This is a genomic window from Leclercia sp. LTM14 (genome assembly GCF_023736175.1).
In the GTDB taxonomy this organism is placed as follows: domain Bacteria; phylum Pseudomonadota; class Gammaproteobacteria; order Enterobacterales; family Enterobacteriaceae; genus Enterobacter; species Enterobacter barmai.
On record NZ_JAIKTT010000010.1, the window covers coordinates 116,913 to 141,242 of the forward strand.

Here is a 24,330-nt window from a genome sequence, read left to right on the forward strand (position 1 = left end):
TTATAAACGCATTTCCAGTCCTTTTACATGCTTTTTGGTAGGGTTTTTATAGGTAAACCATAATTTTTAGAGGCTGTGAACGCATTTCTTAATTTGATTTATAAAAAGTGTTACATCTCTATTTATTCATCAGGTTAATATGTTGTAACAGGTTTCGCTTTTGGTGTGGATATATGAAAAAAAATGCCAGCACTGCCTTACATCGTCCCCGTGCACATCGTTTCGCGCTGGAAGCGCGTCAATTATTTGACGGTGCAGCTATTGCAGAGTCAGCGCAACATCATGACACGGGCAGTGATGCCGCCCATAGTCATGCGCAAGATGCCTTTCGCCCTGTTACGGTAGATCACACCGCCTTAGCCCAGCCGAGCCCTGATAAAGAGGTTTTTGTCATCGACAGCCGGATCAAAAACTGGCAGTCGCTGGTAACGCAGTTACCGCAAAACAGCAAAGTGGTGATAATCCAGGAGGGCAGCTCTGGCCTGAGTCAGCTCAACCAGGCGCTGGCAGACGAAAAGCAAATTTCCGCTATCCACATTTATAGCCACGGTGTGAGCGATGAAATCACCCTGGGCAGCGACATCATTACCGCCGGGAACGTTGCAAAGTTGCAGCCGCAGCTTCAGGCGCTGGGAGATAAGCTGAGCGCCGACGGGGATATCCTGCTCTACGGCTGTTCCGTCACCCGTAACGACACCGCGCTGGTTAGCCAGCTCGCGGCCTTTACCCATGCCGATGTGGCGGCATCCGATGATGCCACGGGTAGCCGTGATGCAGGCGGCAACTGGAGGCTGGAAACCTCAGTGGGCACTGTCGAAGCCCACAGCCTGGCCCTTGATTACGCGGGCCTGCTGGAAACCCCGACCCTGAAAAATAGTGCAGGCGATCTTATCGTCAGCGAGCCGTCGGTGCTCAACCCGGGCAAGGAAGTGGGGCAGTTTTCCGGCTGGACCCTGGACCAGAGTAATCCCTCCGGCACGGTCATTCTTAACCTGTATCTGCAGGATGGCACCAAGGGCACGCTGTCGGATGGCGTACAGCCCGCCGACAACTATTTCCTTAGTTTCAGCGGCACGGCGACGGAGGCGCAGGCATGGCTTAATCAGCTCACCTTTACCGCCACCGATCGTGAAACTGGTAACCAAACCGATACCACTGGCGTCGACATCTACGTATTTAACGATTCAGGCGGCGTCGCCTGGATGACGCAGCGCATCATTATTACCCCCGCCAACGACCCGGCCACCATCAATGACAGCAGCCTGCTGGTGCCAGAGCGGAACGGCAGCGGCACGGTGATTGATGCCTCCGTCCTGGCGATCGTTGATCCCGAGCTGGCGATAGGGGCGCAAACCCCGGTTCAGATGGTCTACAGCCTGACGGCCTTGCCGCGCTATGGCTATCTGACCCTGAACGGTCAGCGCATTGGCGTCGGCTCGGTCTTTACCCAGCAGGATGTCATCAATGGCACGGTGAAATATGTTCATACTGCCACCGGTGCCGACCAGAATACGGCCGACAGTTTTTCTGCCAGCCTCAATGACGGTGCCACCCCGTTGAATTTATCGGACAGCGTCACTGTCACCCTCAACATCCAGCCGGAAAACCAGCTTCCGGACGTGAGCGGCAGCGGCATTGTCTTTGAAGGCCAGCCGCAGAATGCCGATCTCACGGGCAACGTCGGTAAGTACATTGAAGCCACTACCGGCGGCGATCCGCAGGACACGCAACTGACCCTGACCATCACCCAAGTGCCCGCTCACGGTGTACTTTATTATAATGGCCAGCCGATCCAGGCCGGTTTCAGTTTCAGCTACGCCGACAAAGACAAACTGACCTACAGCAATGACGGCACCGAGGGCGTGAAACAGGATAGCTTTGGCGTACGCGTCACCGATCAGGGGGGCGGCACCGGCACGCCCGCCAGCAGCGATGGGGTGATCACCCTGACGATCGACAGCGTCAATGATAACCCGATTTTCGATGCCACCAGCAGCCAGTCGGCGGTTGTCGATGCCATCAGTGGCAGCGTGGCCTTAACCCCCTCGATGCTTAACGCGACCGACGTGGACTCCGAGGATAGCCAGGTGAGTTTTGTGGTGGACACGACCAATCTCTCCCACGGCTACCTGACCCTCAACGGCCTGAGGATGCAGAGCGGGGACACCTTCTCGGTGGCGGATATCAAGGCGGGCCGCGTCAGCTATGTGCAGTACCGCAATACCACCTCTAATGAGCAGGACAGCTTTGACTTCCGGGTGATTGATCACGAGTTAAACCTCTACTGGACCAGCTCCGGCCAGACCAGCGTCCGTGAAGGCGGCGTCTATGACGGCGATGCGCCCGGCTATGCTCTCACGGCTTTTCGCTTTAACATCGCCCTGGCCGACACCGTGTCGAACCCGCAACCGGGAAGCGTACCGACCCTCGACCAGCCGGTTACCACAACTTTTTCGCCGGTATTCGGTACCAACGTTAACGACCCAGGGGCACTTACCCACGGCGTCCTGAACGAAGGGGGCACACTGGTGCTGGCGGGAACCGGCAATATCACCGACGCCACGCCAGGTCTGAGTTATACGCTACCTGACGTCGCTCCCACAGAGGTGGTTTATAGCTGGCTTGGGGGGGGAAGCGACTTAGCCTTACAAAAAAATATCAACGGTAGCTGGGTCACGTTGCTGCCGCTGGAGACCTTCACCCAGGCGGATGTGAATAACGGCGCGATCCGTTTTGCTCATAGCGGTGGGGAAAACTTTAGCGCTAACGCCAGCTTTACCGTGACCGCCGGGCGTGTCACCCTGGACGGGAACGGCGAGCCGGTTCCGGTGATCGATCGCGTGAGCGTCAATGTTTTTGCCACACCGGTGAACGATCCCCCGATGGTGAGCGGGTCCGCCAGCAACGTCCTGGCGGAGGGCGAAACCCTGGTCATCACCCGCGATATGCTGACGGTTAGCGATCCGGACGATGCCAATAGCGGCAATCCGTACGAAACCAGCGCGACCCTGAACGGCAATCCCAATTACGCCTTAAATCATGAGGCGACAGGCAGCAATGCCCTGAAGATGATCTTTACCACTCTGCCGACCGGCGGGGTGTTGCAGTATTTTAACGGCAGCAGCTGGACGACTATCACCCCGGCGGATCTTAACAGCTTACAGCTCGATGCCTCGCTGTTGACCCGTGATGCCAGCAGCGGGTTACGCTTCGTCAGCGACGGTTCCGAGATCCGCAATACCAGCTTCTCGGTTGCCGCTGTTGATCGCTGGGGAGCGCAGTCGCTCACCGCTGCGACGGTGGGGCTGGTGATCACCAACGTTAACGACGGCCCGCAAATAGCCGCCACCCCAACCGCCGCCGATCCGGTGGTCAGCAGCGAATCGCCGAACATGGCGGGGGGCGCGCCGGCCAACATCCCCCTTACTGTTACAGAGAGCAGCTTCGCGCAGATTACAAGCGACATGCTGCAGGCTTACGATCCCGACAGTAGCGCGGAGCAGGTGCAGTTTACCGTCACCCAGTCCCCGGCCTTTGGCCGCCTGGCGCGCTCCACCGATGGCGTTAACTTCAACGTGCTGGGGGCGGGCTCCTCCTTTACCCAGCAGGATATCGCGCTGGGGTATCTCTATTACCTTAACGATGGTGTGGATCGCAGCAGTGCGCAGGACGGTTTCAGCTTCCGCCTCTCCGACGGCGACAAAGAGCAGTCCGGGAACCGGTTTGTGATCGACATTACCCCGGCGAACGACGCCCCAACGGTAAGCGATCCGGGTAGCGTGATTAAAGTGGGCGCCGGAGCCACTCCGGTGCCCGGGTTTACGATTGCTGACCCTGACCTGATTGCGGGAGCGACCAACCTCACCGATCGCCTGCAAACCACCGTTCGCCTGCTGCATGCCGATGGCTCGGCGTTTACCCAGGCGGAGTACAGTGACGTGACCTTTGGCATTGCGAGCGTCGCCGGGCTCAGCGTGGTGGGCGGAAACAGCGATCTGCTGGTGCTCACCGGCAGCGTGGCGCAGATCAACAGCGCCCTGGCCGGGCTGACGGTAGCCATGAGCAATGACCGCAACGCAGCGTACCAGATTCAGGTCATCACCGACGACCGCCTGCGGGATGTCAGCGGCAACCTCACCGGCAGCGCCAACGGCGGCCCGGTGAATCAAGTGCCTGCGCCTGCGTTTGGCCTGAAGCCGGGAGCGGTGGACGGCAACGTATATAACTGGTACGCCGACATCGTACCGACCAATGACGGCAATATTGCCGCCGGGACGGCGACGCTGCTGGCGTCGAGCATTAACGATCCCGGCACGCTGACGGGAGACGCGCAAAAAACCGTCCGGGAAGATCAGGTCTCCTTTATTGGCGGCGGCTTCGTGGTGAGCGACGTCGAATCGAACGCCCTCGGCCTGCCGGTTACGGTCACGCTGCGCGTGGCCCAGGGCCAGCTGGGCATCGGGGGGGACGGAGTACAAAGCGCGCTGAACGGCGTTAACATCAGCGGCGATAATAGCGGCACGCTGGTATTAACCGGCCAGGCCAGCGCCATCCAGGGGCTGCTCAACGATCCCGTGTTCGGGTTGACTTACCTTAGCGCCCTGAATGCCAACCAGGATCAAAATAGCGGCGCCGCGGGTGACGTCACTCTGACCGTCAGTCTCGACACCCAGGCGGCGACGGTAGGTACCCTTCAGGGCACCGCTCCCGCCGATCTCAGTATTGCTCTGACTATCGAGCCAGTGAACGACGCCCCAGTGGTCAATGCGGGCAGCGGTGTGATCAATCTGGATAACACCATCGGAAATGGCTTTACCACAGTGCCGGGCTTCTCGGTGGACGATCCGGATCTGACCGACAGTGGTGGGGTTGCGACGGGCGAAACCGATCGTCTGCGGGTCACCGTTCGCCTCACCGAGCCGGACGGCACGCCGTTGCAGATTAGCGACTACCGCGGCACCACCTCTATCTCTATTACCTCCGGAGCCACCGGCACCGGGGTGACAGCGATCGCCACGGGCGCGCCTCCCACCGACGGCGACCGTTCCCCGATTGTCATCGAGGGCACCCGGGCCCAGATCAACGCCTGGCTGGCCCAGCTCCAGGTCAGAATGGTGGGGATCGACACCGACGACGCCGACCGTTTTTACCGGGTGGAGGTGATTGCCGACGATCGCCTGCGTGACGGGAACGGTGCGCTTACCGGCCTCGCCAACGGCGGACTGAACAGCGATGCGAGTAATAACGGCACACTCAATACCCCATTAACAGAAGTAGATCCCTACAGCCTCATTCCACAAGGGTTGGCGCAAAACGTCAGTGCCGCCTCGATTCTGGTGTTCCAGAGTTCCGTCAACGATGCAGCCGAAATCCGGCTGGGGAATACCCCCGCTATTGAGGTTAACGAGGGCAGCAGCAGCATAGTTTTGCCGCCAATCCTGGTGACTGATGCCGATGCGGGAAGCAGTAGTCTGACGGTGAATGTGCAGGTGCCTGACGGCTTTGTTATCAGTCAAATTGGCGGCAGCGGCGGAACGGTGCAGGGGCTCGGTGGCAGTACGGTACGCCTCACCGGTACGCTGGCAGAGATCAACAGTCGACTGGCGGCAGTCACGGTCGCTCTGCCGGATGTGGCAGGAACGGCCAGCGCGGCGGACTGGAACGGCAATTTTGGCGTTATCGTCACGGTGAACGACAATGGTTCAACCGGGAGTCGTCCGGACAGACTCCCGGCCAACATGACCAGCACCACCAGCGATCCGGGCCGGGCGGACTACGCCGACCAGACCTCGGCGGCCATCATTACCACCCGCGAATTCACCTTTACCGTGAAACCGGTCAACGACGCCCCGGTGGCGACGGGCACCCAGGTGACGCTTCCGGCCATCACCGAAGACACCGCCGCGGGTAACGTTAACGGCACCTCGGTGGGGAGCCTGTTCGGGCCGCTGTTTGATGATAGCCGCGATAACGTCGATAACAGCCAGAATGGCGGCGGCGACGGCAGCCGCAGCGATGCCTTCTGGGGCATCGCTATCAGCAGCCTGACGCTGAATCCGCAGCAGGGTGAGTGGCAATACTCCACCGATGGGGGCCAGATCTGGACGGCAGTGGGTGCCCGCAGCGACAGCAACGCCCTGTTCTTAAACGGCGCGGCGCAGCTGCGCTTTGTCCCGGCGGTCAACTTCTTCGGTACCCCGAATCAGCCCGGCGTGCGCCTGGTGGAGAACAACACCAACGGCGACACCTCCAGCACAGCCATACAGCCGATGAACGGCAGCAGCGGCAGCACGCAGGTTAATGGCGCTACTTCGCTGTTCAGCAGCCAGCTGATTCGCCTCAGTCAACCGGTGACTAACGTCAACGACAGCCCACTGATCAACAGCGCCATCTGGACCTTCCCGGAGGATGGCAATGCCCCGACCACGCTCGGTCAGCTGCTGGACAGCAGCTACAGCGACCGCCTGGATAATCAGAGTGGGATAGCGGGTGGCGGCAACGCCAGCCAGCCGTTAACGCTAATTGGGATTTTTGCCGATACCACCGACGTGACCAAAGGGCACTGGGAATATTTAAACAACGGGACCTGGACGCGGCTGCCAGGTGACATGTCGGCCTCAAACGCGCTGATCCTCAGCCGTGATACCCAGATGCGCTTTATCCAGACCGCCGATCACAACGGTCCGGTCACCGGTGGCTTACAGCTGCGCGTCTCTGACACCAGCGATCCGACGCTGGTAGGCGGAGCAGGGGTCTACTCCCGGGTGAACTTCTACGACTATGCGGCGACCTGGACCACCGCGACCAACCACTGGTCGGGTGTCGCGCAGTTAGGGGTAAGCATCACCCCGGTGCAGGATATCGCCAGCGATCGCGTCAGCATTCATGCCGGTCGCACGTTGAATTTGCCTGCTGCTCAGCTGCTTGCCAACGACAGCTTTGAAAACCCGGATAGAACCATTACGGGCTTCGGCCAGCCCGCCCACGGCACGCTGATCTTTGACGGCACCTCTTTTGTTTACAACCCGACACCGGGTTACGTTGGCGCGGACAGCTTTACCTATACTGTCACCAGCGGAGGCGTGTCCGAAACAGCTACCGTCAACATCGATGTCACCAACATCAAGCCGGTGGCGGTGAACGATGCGCGGATTCTGAACGAGGACAGCCCGCAGGTCAGCGGTAATCTGCTGGACAACGACAGGGACGGCGACGGCGATGCCCTTACTCTGCCCCGTTTTACCCTTGATGGCACCTCTTACGCGGCGGGTACAACCGTCACGCTGTCGGGTAACCGCGGTACCTTGCAGGTCTTCGCCGATGGCCGCTATCTCTACATGCCGGTGGCCGACTGGAACGGCAATCTTACCCTCGACTACAGCATTTCTGACGGCAACATGGGCGGCACGGCGCAGGGCCGTTTCACCCTGACGGTGAACCCGGTGGCTGACGTGCAGGACGATGTCTACACCGCCCATGCCGGGCAGAGCATCGTCGCGGATGTGCTCAGCAACGACAGCTTCAGCAATGCTGATAAGCGGGTGACGGGGGTGACGCAGCCCGCGCACGGCATCGTGACCATCACCGCCAACAACACCCTGCTGTACGTGCCGCAAAAAGGCTTCGTCGGCACCGACACCTATACCTACACCGTCACCAGCGGCGGGGTAACAGAGACGGCGATGGTGACGGTTATTATGACCAACACCGCGCCGGGTACCGGTAATTTCTTTGCCACCACCCTGGAAGATACCGATGCCACCGGAAATATCCTCACCACCCTGCGCGATCCGGATGGCGATCCGATTGTGGTTTCCGGGTTCTCCGTCAATAACGTCAACTATAACGTCGGACAGCGGGCCACCATCGCGGGGGCCGGAACCTTTATTATCGATGCGGCGGGCAACTACACCTTTACCCCTGTCAGCGACTGGAACGGCAAGGTTCCGACGATCGAAATTACCTTGAGTGACGGCAACCAGGGTGGAACCAACACGGCGTTGCTGGATATTACCGTCACGTCAGTGGCGGATATCGTCAGCGATACGGCGACCACTCACGCCGGTAAATCCGTCACGATTGATGTGCTGGCAAACGACAGCTTTGAGAACAGCGCCAAAGCCATTACCGCCACCTCCACGCCGCTGCACGGCAGCGTCAGCATCGTCGGCAATCAGCTGGTTTACACCCCGATGGCCGGGTATGTCGGCACGGATACCTTTACCTATACCGTGACCAGCGGGGGCGTCGACGAAATCTCGACCGTGGTTGTGTCGATGACCAACACCGCCCCGGTATCCCGGGATGTCACGCTCTCCACTGCCGAAGACAACGTTCTGACCGACAGGGTAAGCGGGACGGATGCCGACGGCGATGCTCTGCTCCTCACCGGCTTTACGCTTGATGGCATCGGCTACCGCGCCGGGCAGACGGCGGTGGTAGAGGCGGGCTCGCTGACCATGAACGCCGACGGCCGCTGGGTCTTTACCCCGGCTGCCGACTGGAACGGTACAGTTCCGTTGGCAACGTACACCCTGTCCGATGGTAACACCGGCACCACCACCAGCAATTTGCGCATCAGCGTGATCCCGGTGGCTGATACCCGGAACGATCAGGCGGTAACCCACGCCAATAACGGGATTGTCATCCCCGTACTCGACAATGATACCTTCACGAATAAGCAGCAGGTGACAATCGCCGCCGGACGTCCTGTCGCCGGATCGATCCTCTCCGTTTCCGATCAAGGCGGGCAGATCCAGGTGCTGGGGGATAACAGCGTCCGCTATCAGCCTCCGGCCAACTTTGTCGGCACCGACACCTTCACCTATACCGTAACCAGCTATAACGGGGTGGTGGAGACGGCGACGGTCACCATTCTGGTGACGAACAGTCAGCCCGGCGCTATCGACGATCGCCAGACCCTGGCGGAAGACAGCACCCTGAGCGGGCGTTTTAACGTCGTCGATACAGATGGCGACGTGCTAAGGGTGGTCTCCTTTAACGCGGGCGGTCAGACGCTGGTGATGGGGAGTGATGCGGGCAAAACCCTGACCCTTGCGGGAGTGGGTACCCTTGTGGTGAATGCCGATCTGACCTGGCGTTTCACTCCGGTCGCCGACTGGAACGGCATGGTGCCGGAGATCGGCTATACCGTTACTGATGGCAAACCTGGCGGCGATATCAGCGGCAAACTGACGCTGATCGTCACCCCGGTGAGTGATGCCCGTAACGATGCGATGTCCCTGCACGCAGGGCAGAGCAATACCCGCGATCTGCTGGCCAATGATACCTTCACTAACAGCGATCGGCGCGTGACCAGCGTGACCCAGGGCCAGCATGGTTCGGTCAGCATCAACGCCGATGGCACCGTGACCTACACGCCGGTCTCCAGCTACGTCGGCCAGGATACCTATACCTACACGGTGACCAGCGGAGGCGTGACGGAAACCGCAACGGTCATCCTCACTATCACCAATACTCCGCCGGTTATCCCGGCCCTCATCACCCTCAGCGGGCCGGAAGATAGCCTCCTGTCAGGGTCGGTGCTGAGCAATGCGTCGGACGTGGATGCCACGGATGTTCTCCGCGTCGAGAGCTGGAACCTGCCGGGGGAAACGGCGCCGCACAGCGTCGGCACGCCGTACCTGATCCCGGGCCTCGGCACCTTTACCTTACAGGCCGGTGGCCAGTTCACCTTTGTACCGGTGGCGGACTGGAACGGCAGCGTTCCGACCATCACCTTTATAGTCAGCGACGGTCATCAGAACGGCCTGGTGGCCGGGCAGCTGGATCTGGTGGTTACACCGGTGGCGGATATCGCACCGGACAGCGTGGCGGTTCACGCCGGTAAACCGCTGATTATCGATGCGCTGAAAAACGACAGCTTTGAAAACTCCGATCGGCAGATTGTCTCGCTGGGCAACCCGCTCCACGGCCAGGCGTCGATTCAGAACGGGCAGGTGGTCTACCTCCCGGATGCGGGCTATGTTGGCGCGGACAGCTTTACCTATACGGTCATTAGCGGCGGTCGCAGCGAAACGGCCACGATCACCATCGACGTGCGCAATACCCCACCGCAAACCCAGCCGGACTGGGTGGTCACCGCTGAGGATACCGGCGTGTTGGGCAATGTCCTGACCAACGACCAGGATCTGGATGGCGATGCCCTGCGGGTGGTAGGTTTCACCATCCAGGGCACTGACTATCAGCCGGGAATGATTGTCACCCTCGCCGGGCTCGGGGTCTTCACGCTCCAGGCCGACGGCAAATACGCCTTTATGCCGCTGGAGGACTGGAACGGCACGGTGCCGGACATTACCTACCGGGTGACGGATGGCAACAGCAACGGCCAAGCCAGCAACCTGCTGCACATTACGGTGCAGCCAGTTCAGGATGCGATCAACGACAGTGTCACCACCCACGCGGGAGTGTCGGTACTCACCGATGTGCTGGCGAACGATACCTTCAGCAACCCGCAGCGCGCCATTGAATCCTTTACCCAGGGCGCGCACGGCATCGTGACCCTTGAAAACGGCCAGCTGCGTTACACCCCGACAGCCGGATACGTGGGGAGCGATACTTACACCTACACCGTCATCAGCAACGGGGTGCGCGAAAGCGCTACAGTGATGGTGACGATGCTCAACACGCCGCCCACCTCCGCGGACTTCTCCCTGACCACGGCGGAAGATACCCCGGTGAGCGGCAACGTCATGGCGCGCGTCAGCGACGGGGATAACGATCCCCTGACCCTGACGCAGTTTACGGTAGATAACACCACCTGGAGCGCGGGGCAAACCGCCTCGATGGCCGCGGGTACGCTGGTGATGAACAGCGACGGCAGCTGGACCTTTACGCCCGCCGCCGACTGGAACGGGCCAGTGCCAGCTATCCGCTTTACCATTGTCGACGGCAATGACGGCGGCATGACCCAAAGCGTACTGAACATTGGTGTGGTGCCGGTTAGCGATACCTTTAACGATTTTACTATCGTCCATTCGGATAATCCGGTGATCATCCCGGTCCTCGACAATGATACCTTCTCCACCCCGGATGCCAGCCTGACGCTCAGCGCCGGTACACCGGTGGCAGGATCGCTCTTCTCCCGTACCGATCAGGGCGGGCAGGTGCGGGTTCTGAGCGATAACACCGTCCAGTACCTGCCACCGCAGGGCTATACCGGCATCGACACCTTTAGCTACACCGTTACGACGCCAGACGGGCATCAGGAGATCGCTACCGTCACCATCGCGGTGTTGAACGGCACCCCGGCGTCGCAGCAGACCTCGCTCATCACGCCGGAAGACACGCCACAGCTGGTCGGCCAGTTCAACGCCGTGGATCCGGAAGGCGACGTGCTGAGCCTGGTGTCGATCACCGTCAATAACGTTACTACCGCGCTTGAGGGCGCGAATGAGAAGCTGGTGACAATTCCAGGCGTTGGCACGCTGCAGATCTTCGCCAACCGCGACTTTATTTTTTCCCCTGTGGCGGACTGGAACGGCGTGGTGCCGGAGATTAGCTACACCGTTACCGACGGTAATATCAACGGTTCGGTGGACGGGACGCTGTTTATTGTTGTCACCCCGGAGATCGACGCACATAACGATAGCTACAGCCTGCATGCCGGGCAGCCGTCAGTGCAAAGCCCGCTGGATAACGATACCTTCAGCAACGCCGATCGGATCATCAGCGCTGTTACTCAGGGGCAGCATGGTCGGGTGGATATCAGCCCGGACGGACAGCAGATTATTTATACGCCGGACCCGGCCTATGTCGGTCAGGACACTTACTCCTACACAGTAACCAGCGGCGGACGCACCGAAGTAGCCTTTGTCACCGTCACGGTCACCAACACCCGCCCGGTGTTGACGCCACTCGATCCGGTATCGGGCCCGGAAGACAGCGTGCTCGCCGGGAACGTCATTGCCAACGTGCAGGACACCGATCCGAGCGATACCCTGGCCGTGGTGAGCTGGTCCCTGCCGGGCGAAACGGCCGTGCATCTACCGGGCGTCGGGTACCGCATCCCGGGGATGGGCACCTTTACGCTGAACGCCGATGGCGGTTACACCTTCGTGCCCGTGGCGGACTGGAACGGCACGGTGCCGACCATCACCTTTACCGTCAGCGACGGTCATGACGGCGGTCAGGTAACGGGGGTTCTGGATCTGACCGTTACGCCGGTGGCCGATATTCAACCGGACTATCTGTGGGTGCATGCGGGCCAGCCACTGATTATCGATGCGCTCAGCAACGACGGCTTCAGTAACAGCGACAAACAGATCATCGCCACCGGCACGGCGCAGCACGGCCAGGTGCTGATCCAAAACGGGAAAATCACTTATCTCCCGGATGCAGGCTATGTCGGTCTCGATAGCTTCAGCTATACGGTAATGAGCGGCGGGGTGCTTGAGACCTCGACCATCACCATTGAGGTGCGGAACAATGCGCCGCAGCCTCAACCGGATCGCATTGTGGTAGCTGAGGATAACCCGGCCTCCGGCAATGTGCTTACCAACGACCAGGATAATGACAGCGACAGGTTACAGGTGGTCGATTTCCGCGTCGGTACGCTGCCGGGCGTGTTCATGCCGGGCACTACGGTGACGATCCCGGGGGTGGGGGACATTACCCTGCAGGCCAACGGGGAGTACCTGTTCCGCCCGGTAGCGGACTGGAACGGCGATGTGCCGCAAATTATCTACACCGTCTCCGACGGCAACCAGAACGGCCTGGCCTCGCAAACCCTGGACATCAGTGTCAGCCCGGTAGTGGATGCGAATCAGGACGAGGCCACAATTCACGCCAGCTTCCCGGGCACCCTTGATGTGCTGGCCAATGACACCTTTAGCAACCCGGATGCGACGCTTATCGGCGTCAGCACCCCGGCGGAAGGTACCGCCACCATCGTCAATGGCACGCTGGTCTATACACCGCGTCCGGGCTTTGTTGGCTATGACAGCTTCACCTACACCGTGCGCAGCGGCGGCGTGGAAGAGACCGCCACGGTGGTGGTGTGGGTCACCAACCAGGTACCGGTTGCCACCGACGTCACCGTGCGGATGGACGAAGATAGCGGCACCCTGCAAGGCACCCTGACGGTCACCGATGCCGATAACGACGCCCTGCGGGTGACGGGTTTTACCGTTGACGGCGATCCTGCTCGCTACGATGTGCCTGCCAACGGCAGTCGCACGGCGATCGTCCCCGGGATGGGAACCTTAACCCTCACCAGCGATCGCCAGTTCAGCTTCCGTCCGTTTGCCGACTGGAACGGCACCCTCCCGGTTATTACCTGGACAGTCACCGATGGCAACGAAAACGGTGATACCAGCGGTCGCCTGGCCATCATTGTTAATCCGGTGGCGGATGGGGTGGACGATCGCGGCGCGCTGCTGAAGGGTGGAGAACTGATTACGGATGTATTAGCGAACGATACCTTCGAAGACCCGAACCGTCAGATAATCGCGGTCAGCCAGGGACAGCACGGTAGCGTCACCCTGCTGCCTGATGGCCGCATTCGCTACGTCCCGCAACCGGATTACGTCGGGGCGGATCGCTACACCTACACGGTGACCAGCGGCGGCGTGACGGAGACCGTGACCGTACAGGTGCTGGTCAAACCGATACTGGAGCTGACGGTGGCGGAAGAGGGGCTGCGTAACGCCAGTGGCAGCAACATTGCCACCGGCACGCTACAGGTTACCGCCTTCGATCCGGCGCAAACCCTGACCCTCAACGGACGCACCTTTACCCTGGCCCAGTTGCAGCAGCTCTCTGCCCAACAACCGGGGATTGTGGATTTCGGCTTCGGACGTCTGGAGCTGATTAACTATCAAGTCAGTGATGGCACCCACGGCGTGCTGAGCTATCGCTACGTCCAGACCCAGGCGATGGTCCACCAGGACGCAGCGCCGCTGCATGTCACCGTTAGCTTTACGGTGAATGGCGAGATCGGCGGTGAACTCCAGCTGACGATTATCGATGATGCCCCGCAGGCGCAGCCGGATACCGCTGATATCTATCAGGATCGGGCGCAGTACAACCAGAGCGGCAATCTCTTTACTAACGACACGGCGGGCGCTGATGGCCCGGCTGCGAACGGTCCGGTGGTGGGGATTATGTCTGACAATACCGGCCGCTCGGGGCAAATCAACGGTCTCACCGCCGGGGCATACGGCGTGCTGCGCCTTGATGCCAGCGGTAACTGGCACTACGAGGTCAACCGCAGCGATCCGCGGGTCGCCAGTCTGGAAGCCAACGCCGCACTGCGGGAGGTCTTCATCTATATCCTTCAGGATGCAGACGGTAATACGAGCCAGTCGACGCTGACCATTGTGATCCATGGCATGACCGCCATGCCACAGATGACGGACGACGGTTGGCGTGACGATCTGTTTGGCACCCTGGATATGCCGCCATCGTCGCGCCTGAGCTTCACCCCGGGGCTGTTTATCCTGCCGATGATCTATGCGTTTGAGAGTCCGGAGCAGGCTCACGCCGTCAGGGCTAACAGTAAAATGGCGATGCTCGGCTACGGAGTTGAACAGGCCAATGCGCCGGTAATGGAGCAGGCCGTGCTGTTTGGCCGCTGGTACGCCAGCACCCGCGAGCAGCGGGACATTACCCAATCGGGAACCAATAGCCTCGGGCAAAATGCGCTGTGGGATGCGTTCAGCCCCTTCAGCGTGCGTCATACCGATGAACGTGAAACCCTCCAGGTGCCGGTCGTGCATGAGAAGGTCAGTCCGGTGGTAGTGACAAAAGAGACCGTCCACGGGGCGCCGTCGCTGTCGGCGCAGCTTGCCGCGCTACATCGTCCGCAACCAGAAAAAACAATCGTGCTGCCCGCTGCGGTGGTTAAGCAGGCCAAGTGATGAATTATAGGAATGTTGAAATGTTAAATGCTTCTGGGCCAGCGATGGCTCTCTCACCGCGTCGCTTTCCCCTCGCACCTCTGGGTCTACTGGTGGGGGCGCTGTTACTGGTCGGCTGCGGCTCCATCAAACCTACCCCGCTGACACAGGATGAAATTACCGCACGGGTTAATCAGGATCGGGCCGGGATGTATCGCGGCCAGGAGGCGATCTCGGGTGCGCTTACGCTCTCCGATGCGATGGCCCGGGCGCTGAAATATAACCTCGATTACCGCCTGAAGATGATGGAAACCACCCTGGCGCGCTCCCAGCTTGATCTCGCTTCACAGGATATGCTGCCGAAGCTGATGGCGGATGCGGGCTACCGCTGGCGAAACAATGACTCCGGCGGGACCAGCGTCGGCATCGACGATGGTGTGGTCAGTCTGCGGCCCTCCACCTCAGAGGAGCGGGAACACTATCTGGCCGATGCGACCTTCTCCTGGGACGTGCTCGATTTTGGCATGAGCTATTTCCGCGCGCAGCAACAGGCGGACGAAGTCAACATCGCCGAAGAGCGCCGACGCAAGGTGCTGCAAAATATCGTCCAGGAGGTGCGCGACGCCTACTGGCGCGCGCTGGGGGCTCAGCGTCTGCTGAAAGAGACCGAACCGCTGGCGGAACAGATCGCTTCCGCGCTGGCGAAAACCCGCGAAGCTGAACAGGCGGGGATCCTGCCGCCGATTGAGGGGCTGGAGTACCAGCGTGCGCTACTGGATGCGATGACGCAGTTAAACCAGAAGCGTCAGCAGATGGAGATGGCGAAAAGCGAGCTGTTGGCGCTGATGAACGTCCCGCCGGGTACCCAGGTGGTACTGGATGATAAACCGCTGCCGCTCTCTGCCGTACCGCAGGATGTAAACAAGCTGGAGCAGATGGCGCTGGAGCGGCGTCCTGAGCTGCGCGAGGAAGACTACAAGGCCCGTATCGACAGCTATGAAACCAAACGGCAGATTGCCTCCCTGCTGCCGAACCTTAACCTGTTCGCTGGGGTCAACTACGACTCCAATGACTACCTCTATAATGACAGCTGGGTGCAGGGCGGCGTGGGCGTCTCCATGAATCTGTTCAAACTGCTCAGCATTCCGGCGATTAACAATAACAACGATGCGCGCAAACAGACCGACGACGCCCGCCGGATGGCACTCAGCATGGCGGTATTAACCCAGGTGCGCGTGGCGCTGGAGCGCTACAAACTGGCGATCTACGACTTCCAGATTGCCGACCAGTCGGCGCAAGTCGATCAGCGGCTGGCGAGCATCTCCCGCGCCGGATCGGATAACTCCCTGACCAGCGATCTGGAGACACTGCGAACCCAGGCCCGTTCAATTGTCACCCGTTTCCAGATGGCCAGTTCCTATGCCGAAGCCCAGGCCGCCTACGGTCGGGTTCTGAACTCGGTCGGCATCGATCTGCTGCCGGATCAAGTGCAGCAGACCGACGTCGCAAGCCTGTCGCGGGCAATTGCGACCAGCCTGCGCCGTGAGGAGCAGACGGTCTTTGCCAGCACGGCGCTCCAGACCCGGCAGACCCAAAGCCTGCACGTAGAGGTGGGGCGCGTCCCTGGCGGCGTAAGCCGGGCAGCAATTGTCCAGTCGGTGAACCAGGTGCTGGCGGCGAACCAGATTGCGCTGGATGATTCTCCGCAGAGCCTGCGTTTACGGATGCAGTTCAACACCCTCAGCAGTAATACGACGCGCAAAGGCCAGTGGACGCTGGATCTCATCGACCGGGATGACAACGTTCGCCTGTCACGCCAGTATCAAAGTTATTTACCGGATGACACCAGCACCCGTACCCTAAGCGCCCTGGCCCAGGCGGCGGCGCTGTCGGTAACGGATGATATTCAGCGGATCAGCGGGGCGCGAATGGCCCCTCTGGCCCGTCCTTAATGGCTCCACAGGAATTCAGTATGAAGTCGATGTTAATGGTGTTATGCGCCCTGGTGGGTATCGCGGTGTTGCCGTTGCAGGCGGAAGAGGCCCCGACGAATAACAGCCCGGTGCGTTTTCTGGTTCAGGCCAATAAAGAGAGCCCGCTGTCGAGCGTGGTGGCGGGGCGCATCGCCAAAGTGAACGTTCAGCTTGGTGATAGCGTGGCCGCCGGCAAAGTGCTGGCGACGCTCGACTGTGCGGACTTAACGGCCCGGCGTAACGCCGCCCAGGCGGAATATCACGGCGCGCAGCTGCGCTACGAAGCGAAAGCCAAGCTGCAGGGGCTCAACTCTGCGGCCCAGCTGGAGGTTGGCCTGGCTGCGGCTGAGGTCAATCGCACCAAAGGTCAGATGGGGATCTTCAATGCCCAGCTCGCCCAGTGTCGGTTTGTCGCCCCCTTTGATGGCCGGGTGGCGCGGGTGTACGTCAAAGAGGGGCAGGGCGTGTCGGCTGGCGGCGGGGTGATTGACCTGGTGGGCAGTGGCACCCCGAAAGCGCGGCTGAACGTGCCGTCGGGCTGGATTGTCTGGCTGAAGCCGGGGGTCAAACTGGATGCCACCATCGGGGAAACGGGGAAACACTTTCTGCTGACGGTCACCAATATCAGCGCCAGGGTGGATGCCGTCAGCCAGACGGTAGAGATTGAAGCCGCGTTCCCGGATAAAGCCGAGGGCGTTCTGCCGGGCATGAGTGGAAAAGCCGTGCCGCAGTGTGCTGCGGATGATACCACCTGTCCGACGGCGGGAGCCGCCTCGTGATGGCAGGGGTCAATAGCTGGCGTCTGGCTGCCCGGATCGCCCGCATTAAGGACTACAGCGAGCTGGGATTTGTTATCTGCAATGAGACGCGCCAGCTGGTGGAATACCGCCAGGCGGCGCTGATGCGGGTGACGGGGGAAAAACGGGCCCGGCTGGTGGCTCATTCCGGCCTCAACGATGTGGATCGCAACACCCCTTACGCCTTATGGCTTGCCGAAGTCAGCGCGGAGATCGTTCCGCGCTGCCAGAAGCTGGCAGAGGGGGCGCGCTTAATGCCTCTGACCGCCCCGATGCTGAGTGAACCTTTGCAGGCGGCGTGGAGTGAATGGCTGCCGCAGTATGTCTGGGTCTTCCCGCTCACCGGCCCGGAGGGTGAACTCCTCGCCTTGCTGTTTCTCGGACGTGACGACCCCTGGCCTGGAACCTTAACCCCGGATTCGCCCGAGTTTGCGCTTCTGCAACTCTGCGGAATCTACGGCTACGCCTGCTGGGCGCTCACCGCCAGACCCTCGGCGCTACAGCGGATCTGGCGGCGTAGCGGCGGCAAACGCCTGCTGGTTGTGGCGCTGCTGCTGGGGCTAATCTGTTGTATTCCCGTCCGGGAATACACCCTGGTCCCGGCAGAAATAGTATCGCTGGAGAGCGAAGTTATCGCCTCCCCGGTGCAGGGGGTGATCCAGCGGATGGTGGCGCTGCCGAACATGACGGTGAAAAAGGGCGATGTCCTGGCAATGCTGGATGACATTACCCTGCGTAACCGACTGGCAGTCGCAGCCGCCGAGCTGGCGACCGCCAATATCACCCTGCAACAGGCCTCTCAGAAAGCCATAGAAGACCAACAGGCTAAATCGGAGCTGGCTATGGCAGAAGGGCGCTGGCGCGAGAAGCAGGTAGAGGTGGTCTCGCTCCAGCGCGAGCTGGATAAACTGACCATCCGCGCCCCGCGCAACGGGGTGTTTGTCTACTCCGATCCCGATGACTGGGCGGGGCGTCCGGTGCAGACCGGCGAGCGCATCGGTCTGCTCGCCGATCCCGACAAACCGGGCATCAGAGCGTGGGCGCCCGCCAGCGAATCAACAAACCTGAAACCGGGTGCGCCGATGACGGTGTTCCTGAAAGTCGCGCCGCTCAGCCCGTTAAGCGCTACCCTGGACTACGCAGGGTATCAAACCGTGGAAGCCCCGAACGGCGTGGCGAGCTACGTGCTGCGCGGCTCGCTTCAGGGCAGTACCGCCGAGGCGCGCATCGGTTTACAGGGCACCGCGCGTATTTCCGGTGACTGGAAAGCGCTGGGCTATCTGCTGTTACGTCGCCCGCTGGCGACCCTGCGCGCCTGGGTGGGCTGGTAATGGCTGATATTCCCGGCATGAGCCCGGTTTGGCCCTCGCTGCGCGAAGAACTGCACCTGCGGGAAGCGGGCTGCAACCGTGACGGCTCCCCGGCCTGGCATTTGAACGATCCGGTGAGGAATCTCTGGTTTCGGCTGGGCTGGCTGGAGATTGAGATCCTCAAGCGCTGGCCGCTGGGCAACGCAGAGGCCATTGCCGGGGCAATCAACGCCGACACCACGTTGCAGGTCGCGCCCCGGGATGTGGACGACTTTGTCGGTTTTTTGCAGCAGCACCAGCTGTTGAAAATCCCGCGTTACCGGCCTGAGAAGAGTCTCTGGAGCCATCTGCTCCACAGCTATCTGTTCATCCGCATTCCGCTGGTTCACCCCGCGAGGCTGCTGAACAAGCTGCTTCCCTGGGTGAACGTCTTTTTCTCGCGCACCTTTTTACTGCTGACGGCGCTGGCGGGGTTAACCGGACTGCTGTTTGCTGCCCGCCAGTGGGACTCTGTTGAAGCGACGCTGCGCACGGCGGTGAGCTGGCAGGGGGCGCTGGGCTTTATGCTGGCGCTGATCTTCTCGAAATGCTGGCATGAACTGGGCCATGCGTTCATGGCGACACGCTACGGTGTTCGGGTAGGGCATATGGGGGTGGCGCTGCTGGTGATGCTGCCAATGGCCTATACCGACACCGGCGAAAGCTGGAAGCTCAACCGCTCAATGCAGCGCTTGAGGATTGCCAGTGCGGGGATCATGGCCGAACTGGTGCTGGCGGCGTGGGCCACGCTGCTCTGGTCTTTTGCCCCAGAAGGCATGTTTAAAAATGCGTTGTTCTTTCTGGCTACCACCGCCTGGGTGATGACAGTGATGATCAATGCCAGCCCGTTTATGCGCTTCGACGGTTATTTTATCCTCTGCGACTGGCTCGATTTTCCTGGACTGCACGAACGGGCAGGGTTGTGGGCGAAGCGGGCGATGCGCAAGAGATTATTCGGTCTGGAAGATCCGCTTCCGGATAACGTCTCGCCGGGCTTTGCGCGCTTTCTGACGTTGTTTGCCTTCGCTACCTGGATCTACAGGCTGATGCTGTTTATCGGCATCGCCATCGTGGTCTACCACGCCTTCTTCAAGGCGTTGGGCGTTATCCTTTTTTGATTGAGATTATGACCTTTGTGGTGTTACCGATGATCCGAGAAATGAAAGTCTGGTGGCTGCGGCGCGTTGAAATTCGGCCGTTTCAGCGGATGCGTCTGATGTTGGTGCTGGCAACTGCGTTGGCGGTCATTCTGTTGCCCTGGTCGCGAAGCGTCTCCCTGTCGGGGGTGATCGACGCCGCACAGGTGCAGCCCCTGTACACCCCTTTTGCCGCGCAGATGGTCAGGGTAATGGTCAACGATGGCGACGCGGTGAAGAAAGGGCAGTTACTCTTCGAGCTGGCCGCCCCGCAGCCCGAAACCGATGAGCATAAAGCAGTCGCCATGCGCCAGGCCTGGGAGGCAAGCGCCCGAGGTGCGCAGGGGCTGGAAAAAGAGAGTGCGGCAAGGCAGGTGCTGGCCGAGCAGATGGCGCATCAGTTCGCACTGCAACAGCAGGCGGGCACGATGGAGATGCGTCGTCTTCAGCTGGTTTCCGCCATTGACGGTCGTCTTGAAGAACGAAACCAGACCTTCCGGGAGGGAAGCTGGATCTCACCAGGAGAGCGGATCGCCACCGTCATCGATCGCACCCGCTGGCACGTGGATGCCCTGGTCTCGGAGGATGATTTAGGGCGCATCAAACCCGGTGCCGGGGCAAAAGTGTTCCTGCCCGGACAGATAGAGCCGGTAGCCGGCACCGTGCTCTCCGTTGACCAGCACAGTCTGACGAAACTGCCGTCCCTCGCGCTGGCCAAAGCCTCTGGCGGAGAGATTGCCCTCGCCCCGGGCATTCCTGCAAAAGAGCTGAAGCCGGAAAAGGTCTGGTACCGGGTTTCGATTCAGGGCCAGGAAGGGAATGACAAAGTGATCCGGGAGATGCCCGTTCAGGTGACAGTGGAGAGCGACCGCCAAAGCCTGGCGCATCGCTGGATTAACAGTGCGATGCTGATGCTTATTCAGCAAAGCGGGTTGGGGAAAGAGGGGTAACTGGCCGTCTCACGTACCGCTGCAATACCGCCGGATCCGGGTTTTGCCTTACCCGGCGGGTAAACATTTTTCAAGTTCCTCCCTCATTACAAGATAATCTTCGGTCTCTAAATCCACACATAAACTTAACAAAAATGTGACAATAACAATATACATATAACTTATTATCTTTTATAAATTACCGGGTGTACTCTGCGCTTTACCTACAAATGAGAAACCTATATGGAACAGACACCTGCTAAAAAAGCTGAGCATAATCAGCCGGATAACAAAGAGCAATTCACACGATCTATCGGCCTTGTCTCCAATTTTGCATTGGGTTTTACGTACCTTTCACCTCTTACAGCCGTCTACTCGCTGTTTGCCCTGGCCATTACGCTAGCGGGGCCGCCGGCGGTATGGTGGATCCTGATCGTCGCCTGTGGACAGTTGCTGGTCGCGCTGGTTTTCGGTGAAGTCTCTTCACAATATCCCATCACCGGAGGGCTGTACCCCTGGGCCAGACGACTGTGGGGGAAAAAGTATGCATGGATAGCTGCCTGGATCTACCTCTGGGCGCTGGTCGTGACCATCACCTCTATTGCAGAGTACACCGCCACTTTTGTTGAATCCCTGTTCCACTATGGGCAAACACCCATGACGATGCTGCTGACCTCGGCGATTCTGCTGTTACTGATGATGGCTATCAATATGTCGGGTACCAAAAACCTGGCCCGTGTCGCCCGCATTGGTTTCTGGTGCGAAATCGTAAGCGTTATTGCGCTGGGGATCTATTTACTGATTTTCCATCGTGCGCAGCCCTTCTCCGTGGTTTTCGATTCCATGGGCGTGATGGCTCTGGATGGCAGCTACACCACCGCCTTTATGTCCGCCGCGCTGATGGGGCTGTTTATGTTCTTTGGCTTTGAAGCCTGCGGTAATGTGGCGGAAGAGGTGCAAAACCCAGGTAAGAAAATCCCGGTGGCAATGATCCTGAGTATTGTCTTCGGTGCAATTTCGGCAATTATTTCCGTACTAGGGTATCTGCTTTCCTCACCGAATCTGCTTAATATCGTTAACGGTAAAGTGGCAGATCCTATTCCGGCGATTTTAAATGAAGCCCTGGGTGAGACCGGTGCGACGATCTTTATCGTGATCGCCATTATCGCCATGCTCTCCTGCATTCTCTCCCTACAGGCAGCGTTAAGCCGACTTATCTTCTCATTTTCCCGCGACAAGATGTTACCGGGCAGCGAGTGGATGGCTAAAATTTCCAGGAATAATGTGCCGGATAACGCGATGATTGTGAGCTGTCTGCTGCCTGTGATCGTCTGCGTTTGTGTCTATTTCCAGCCTGACAATCTGGCGCGCATTACCGCCTTTGCGGTGATTGGGATTTATATCTCCTTCCAGATGGTGGTGCTGGCAGCGATGCGTCAACGTCTTAAGGGCTGGAAGCCGGCTGGCGAGTGGACTATCGGCGGTTGGGGTATGCTGGTCAACGGACTTGCGCTGGCATATGGCGTGGTCGCCATCTGGCTGCTGGCGCAACCTGCAGAAGGGAGTACCTTCCTCGATCGCTGGACGGTGCTGATTGGACTGGCGATTGTTCTGGGGGCCGGTTTACTCTATATGGCGATTGCCAGACCCTTTGGTCGCTCCAGCGCGCCGGAAAATGATGCTATCGTCTACGCGAATGGACTGAAAGAAAAAGAAAATTATTAAAACTTAAGGGCCTGCGGGCCCTTAATTATCACACTGATAAAGAAAGAAGTAGTCGCTTTGATAAAGCACTGTTGCCGGGGGAATGGTGAGGAGATTGCCCACCCGGTAATGGGGCCAGGTAGAAAAAATAATACGATTTTCGCGGTTTGTCAGCACCACTCTATCGGGATGACGGCAGGTAAGCAGTTCCTCTTCAATCTGACCCACCAGCATATCAATTGCCGCCACGCCAAGAAATTGTTGATCACTGAAGACCGGGACGGCGGAGGTGAGGGTATAGGCGGTGTTGCAGACATAATCGACGTAGGGGCCATGAATAAAGGCCTTACCACTCGATGAAGCGTGTTTAAACCATTCGAAGGTTCTGAAATCCAGGCGCTGCTGTGTGGCCTGGTCCAGATCGAGATTGACCTGCTGCAAACCGTTGGATTTTTTAAACCACCACTCCAACAGCCAGTACTCGCCGGTGGTAGGGCTGCTCTCTATATGGCTGGCAAAACCGGCCCCCGAGCAGTAGCGGTTATGCTTTAGCGTTTCCCGAATATGCTCCTGGATAATGGGCTTAACGGCGGGATCTAATAACGCTTCGGCCGATGCCTTCTGTCCATGTGTAATGCTTTCGCGAATGAGATTGGCCAGCGTGGCAGTGGATTCCACGGTTGAAACGGTAATATCGTCAATCTTATCTATTAAGTCGGTAAGGGATGCGGGCAAGGTCATTTTAGGATCAGCCTTCACTGAGAGTATATTTCATCTTCTGGTCGATTAGATGGAAGATAAACGTATCGATAAGCCGGTTGGCAAGCGTCATGGCATTTAGCTCATCGTGGCTTGCCAGGGCTTCTATTAAAGCCTCATACAAGGTGACCACGTGGGGGAAAACCTCATTCGAGCGGTAGAGCACTGCCACCAGTGAGGCCCATTCCGCCTGAAGTTGAAGCTCCTGATTGGCCAGCCTGGCGGAATGAGAGCTGGCGGCAAGGGCCAGTAGACAGCGCATATCAGACTGGGTTTTTTGCTCCGGCGTGGTAGCGTTTTTAAGAACGAGGACAAACTCCCGTAGCCTGGCAATATCTGCCTCAGTCACACGACGGGAGGCCAGCCTGGCGCTGTGGCTGATTATGGCGGAATGCATTTCTCCCAGGTCCGACAAATAATCCGTACTTATAGACTTAAACGGGTGCATGCCACTGCTTTTAGCACGCACATTTTCGCACACGAAGCTGCCGCCCTTTCTGCCGCGTACGGTATAGATCAGCTCATTGGCCCGGAGCGTATTCAGAGCCTCTCGGATCGTAATGTGCGAAACCCCCATCATTTTCGCCAAATCTGTCTCATTTGGCAGTTGCTCGTTGGGTTCCAGTAATCCGGTAATAATAGCATTGGCAAGGCGCTGGACAATCTGATCGGAACGACTGGCCTGTCCAATAGGCGCAAAGATAACTGCATGAGTAATCATAAACTTTTCTATTATTTTCCCTGAAAGAGCACCTTTCTTAACATAAGCCTGCCAGACAAGAAAGGAGATATTCACGTCAGTCGATGTCAGTATCAGAGACCCAT

At 59.2% G+C, this 24,330-nt stretch carries 9 protein-coding genes; 7 read left to right on the plus strand and 2 right to left on the minus strand.

Annotated features, from left to right (window positions below; translation table 11 throughout):
• Positions 1–173 precede the first annotated feature (173 nt).
• From K5I40_RS18650 to K5I40_RS18680, 7 genes are all read left to right on the plus strand, one after another.
• Complete coding sequence (locus K5I40_RS18650) at positions 174–14,879, plus strand: Ig-like domain-containing protein (protein ID WP_251931031.1); 14,706 nt, start codon at positions 174–176, stop codon at positions 14,877–14,879.
• A gap of 20 nt (positions 14,880–14,899) precedes the next feature.
• A complete protein-coding gene (locus K5I40_RS18655; protein ID WP_223075209.1) occupies positions 14,900–16,810 on the plus strand; it encodes a TolC family protein in 1,911 nt (636 codons plus the stop codon).
• Positions 16,811–16,830: 20 nt separating this feature from the next.
• Positions 16,831–17,610 (plus strand): efflux RND transporter periplasmic adaptor subunit, encoded by a 780-nt coding sequence (locus K5I40_RS18660; RefSeq protein ID WP_251929770.1) that lies wholly within the window; start codon positions 16,831–16,833, stop codon positions 17,608–17,610.
• A complete protein-coding gene (locus tag K5I40_RS18665; RefSeq protein WP_223075211.1) occupies positions 17,610–18,959 on the plus strand; it encodes an efflux RND transporter periplasmic adaptor subunit in 1,350 nt (449 codons plus the stop codon). Before K5I40_RS18660 ends, K5I40_RS18665 begins: the two co-directional genes overlap by 1 nt.
• Entirely contained in the window at positions 18,959–20,095 is a 1,137-nt protein-coding gene (locus K5I40_RS18670; RefSeq protein WP_251931032.1) for a site-2 protease family protein, read from the plus strand. The genes K5I40_RS18665 and K5I40_RS18670 overlap by 1 nt, the downstream gene beginning before the upstream one ends.
• Positions 20,096–20,124: 29 nt before the next feature.
• A complete protein-coding gene (locus tag K5I40_RS18675) occupies positions 20,125–21,063 on the plus strand; it encodes an efflux RND transporter periplasmic adaptor subunit (RefSeq protein WP_251931033.1) in 939 nt (312 codons plus the stop codon).
• A gap of 222 nt (positions 21,064–21,285) precedes the next feature.
• Complete coding sequence (locus tag K5I40_RS18680) at positions 21,286–22,767, plus strand: APC family permease (protein ID WP_223075213.1); 1,482 nt, start codon at positions 21,286–21,288, stop codon at positions 22,765–22,767.
• A 21-nt stretch (positions 22,768–22,788) separates the two neighbouring features.
• Here the strand turns inward: K5I40_RS18680 and K5I40_RS18685 are convergent, their stop codons facing one another.
• The gene (locus K5I40_RS18685) at positions 22,789–23,487 is read right to left on the minus strand and encodes a cache domain-containing protein (RefSeq protein ID WP_223075214.1); all 699 of its coding nucleotides are present in this window, start codon (positions 23,485–23,487) and stop codon (positions 22,789–22,791) included.
• A 7-nt stretch (positions 23,488–23,494) separates the two neighbouring features.
• Complete coding sequence (locus K5I40_RS18690; protein ID WP_223075291.1) at positions 23,495–24,226, minus strand: FadR/GntR family transcriptional regulator; 732 nt, start codon at positions 24,224–24,226, stop codon at positions 23,495–23,497.
• Positions 24,227–24,330: the final 104 nt, after the last annotated feature.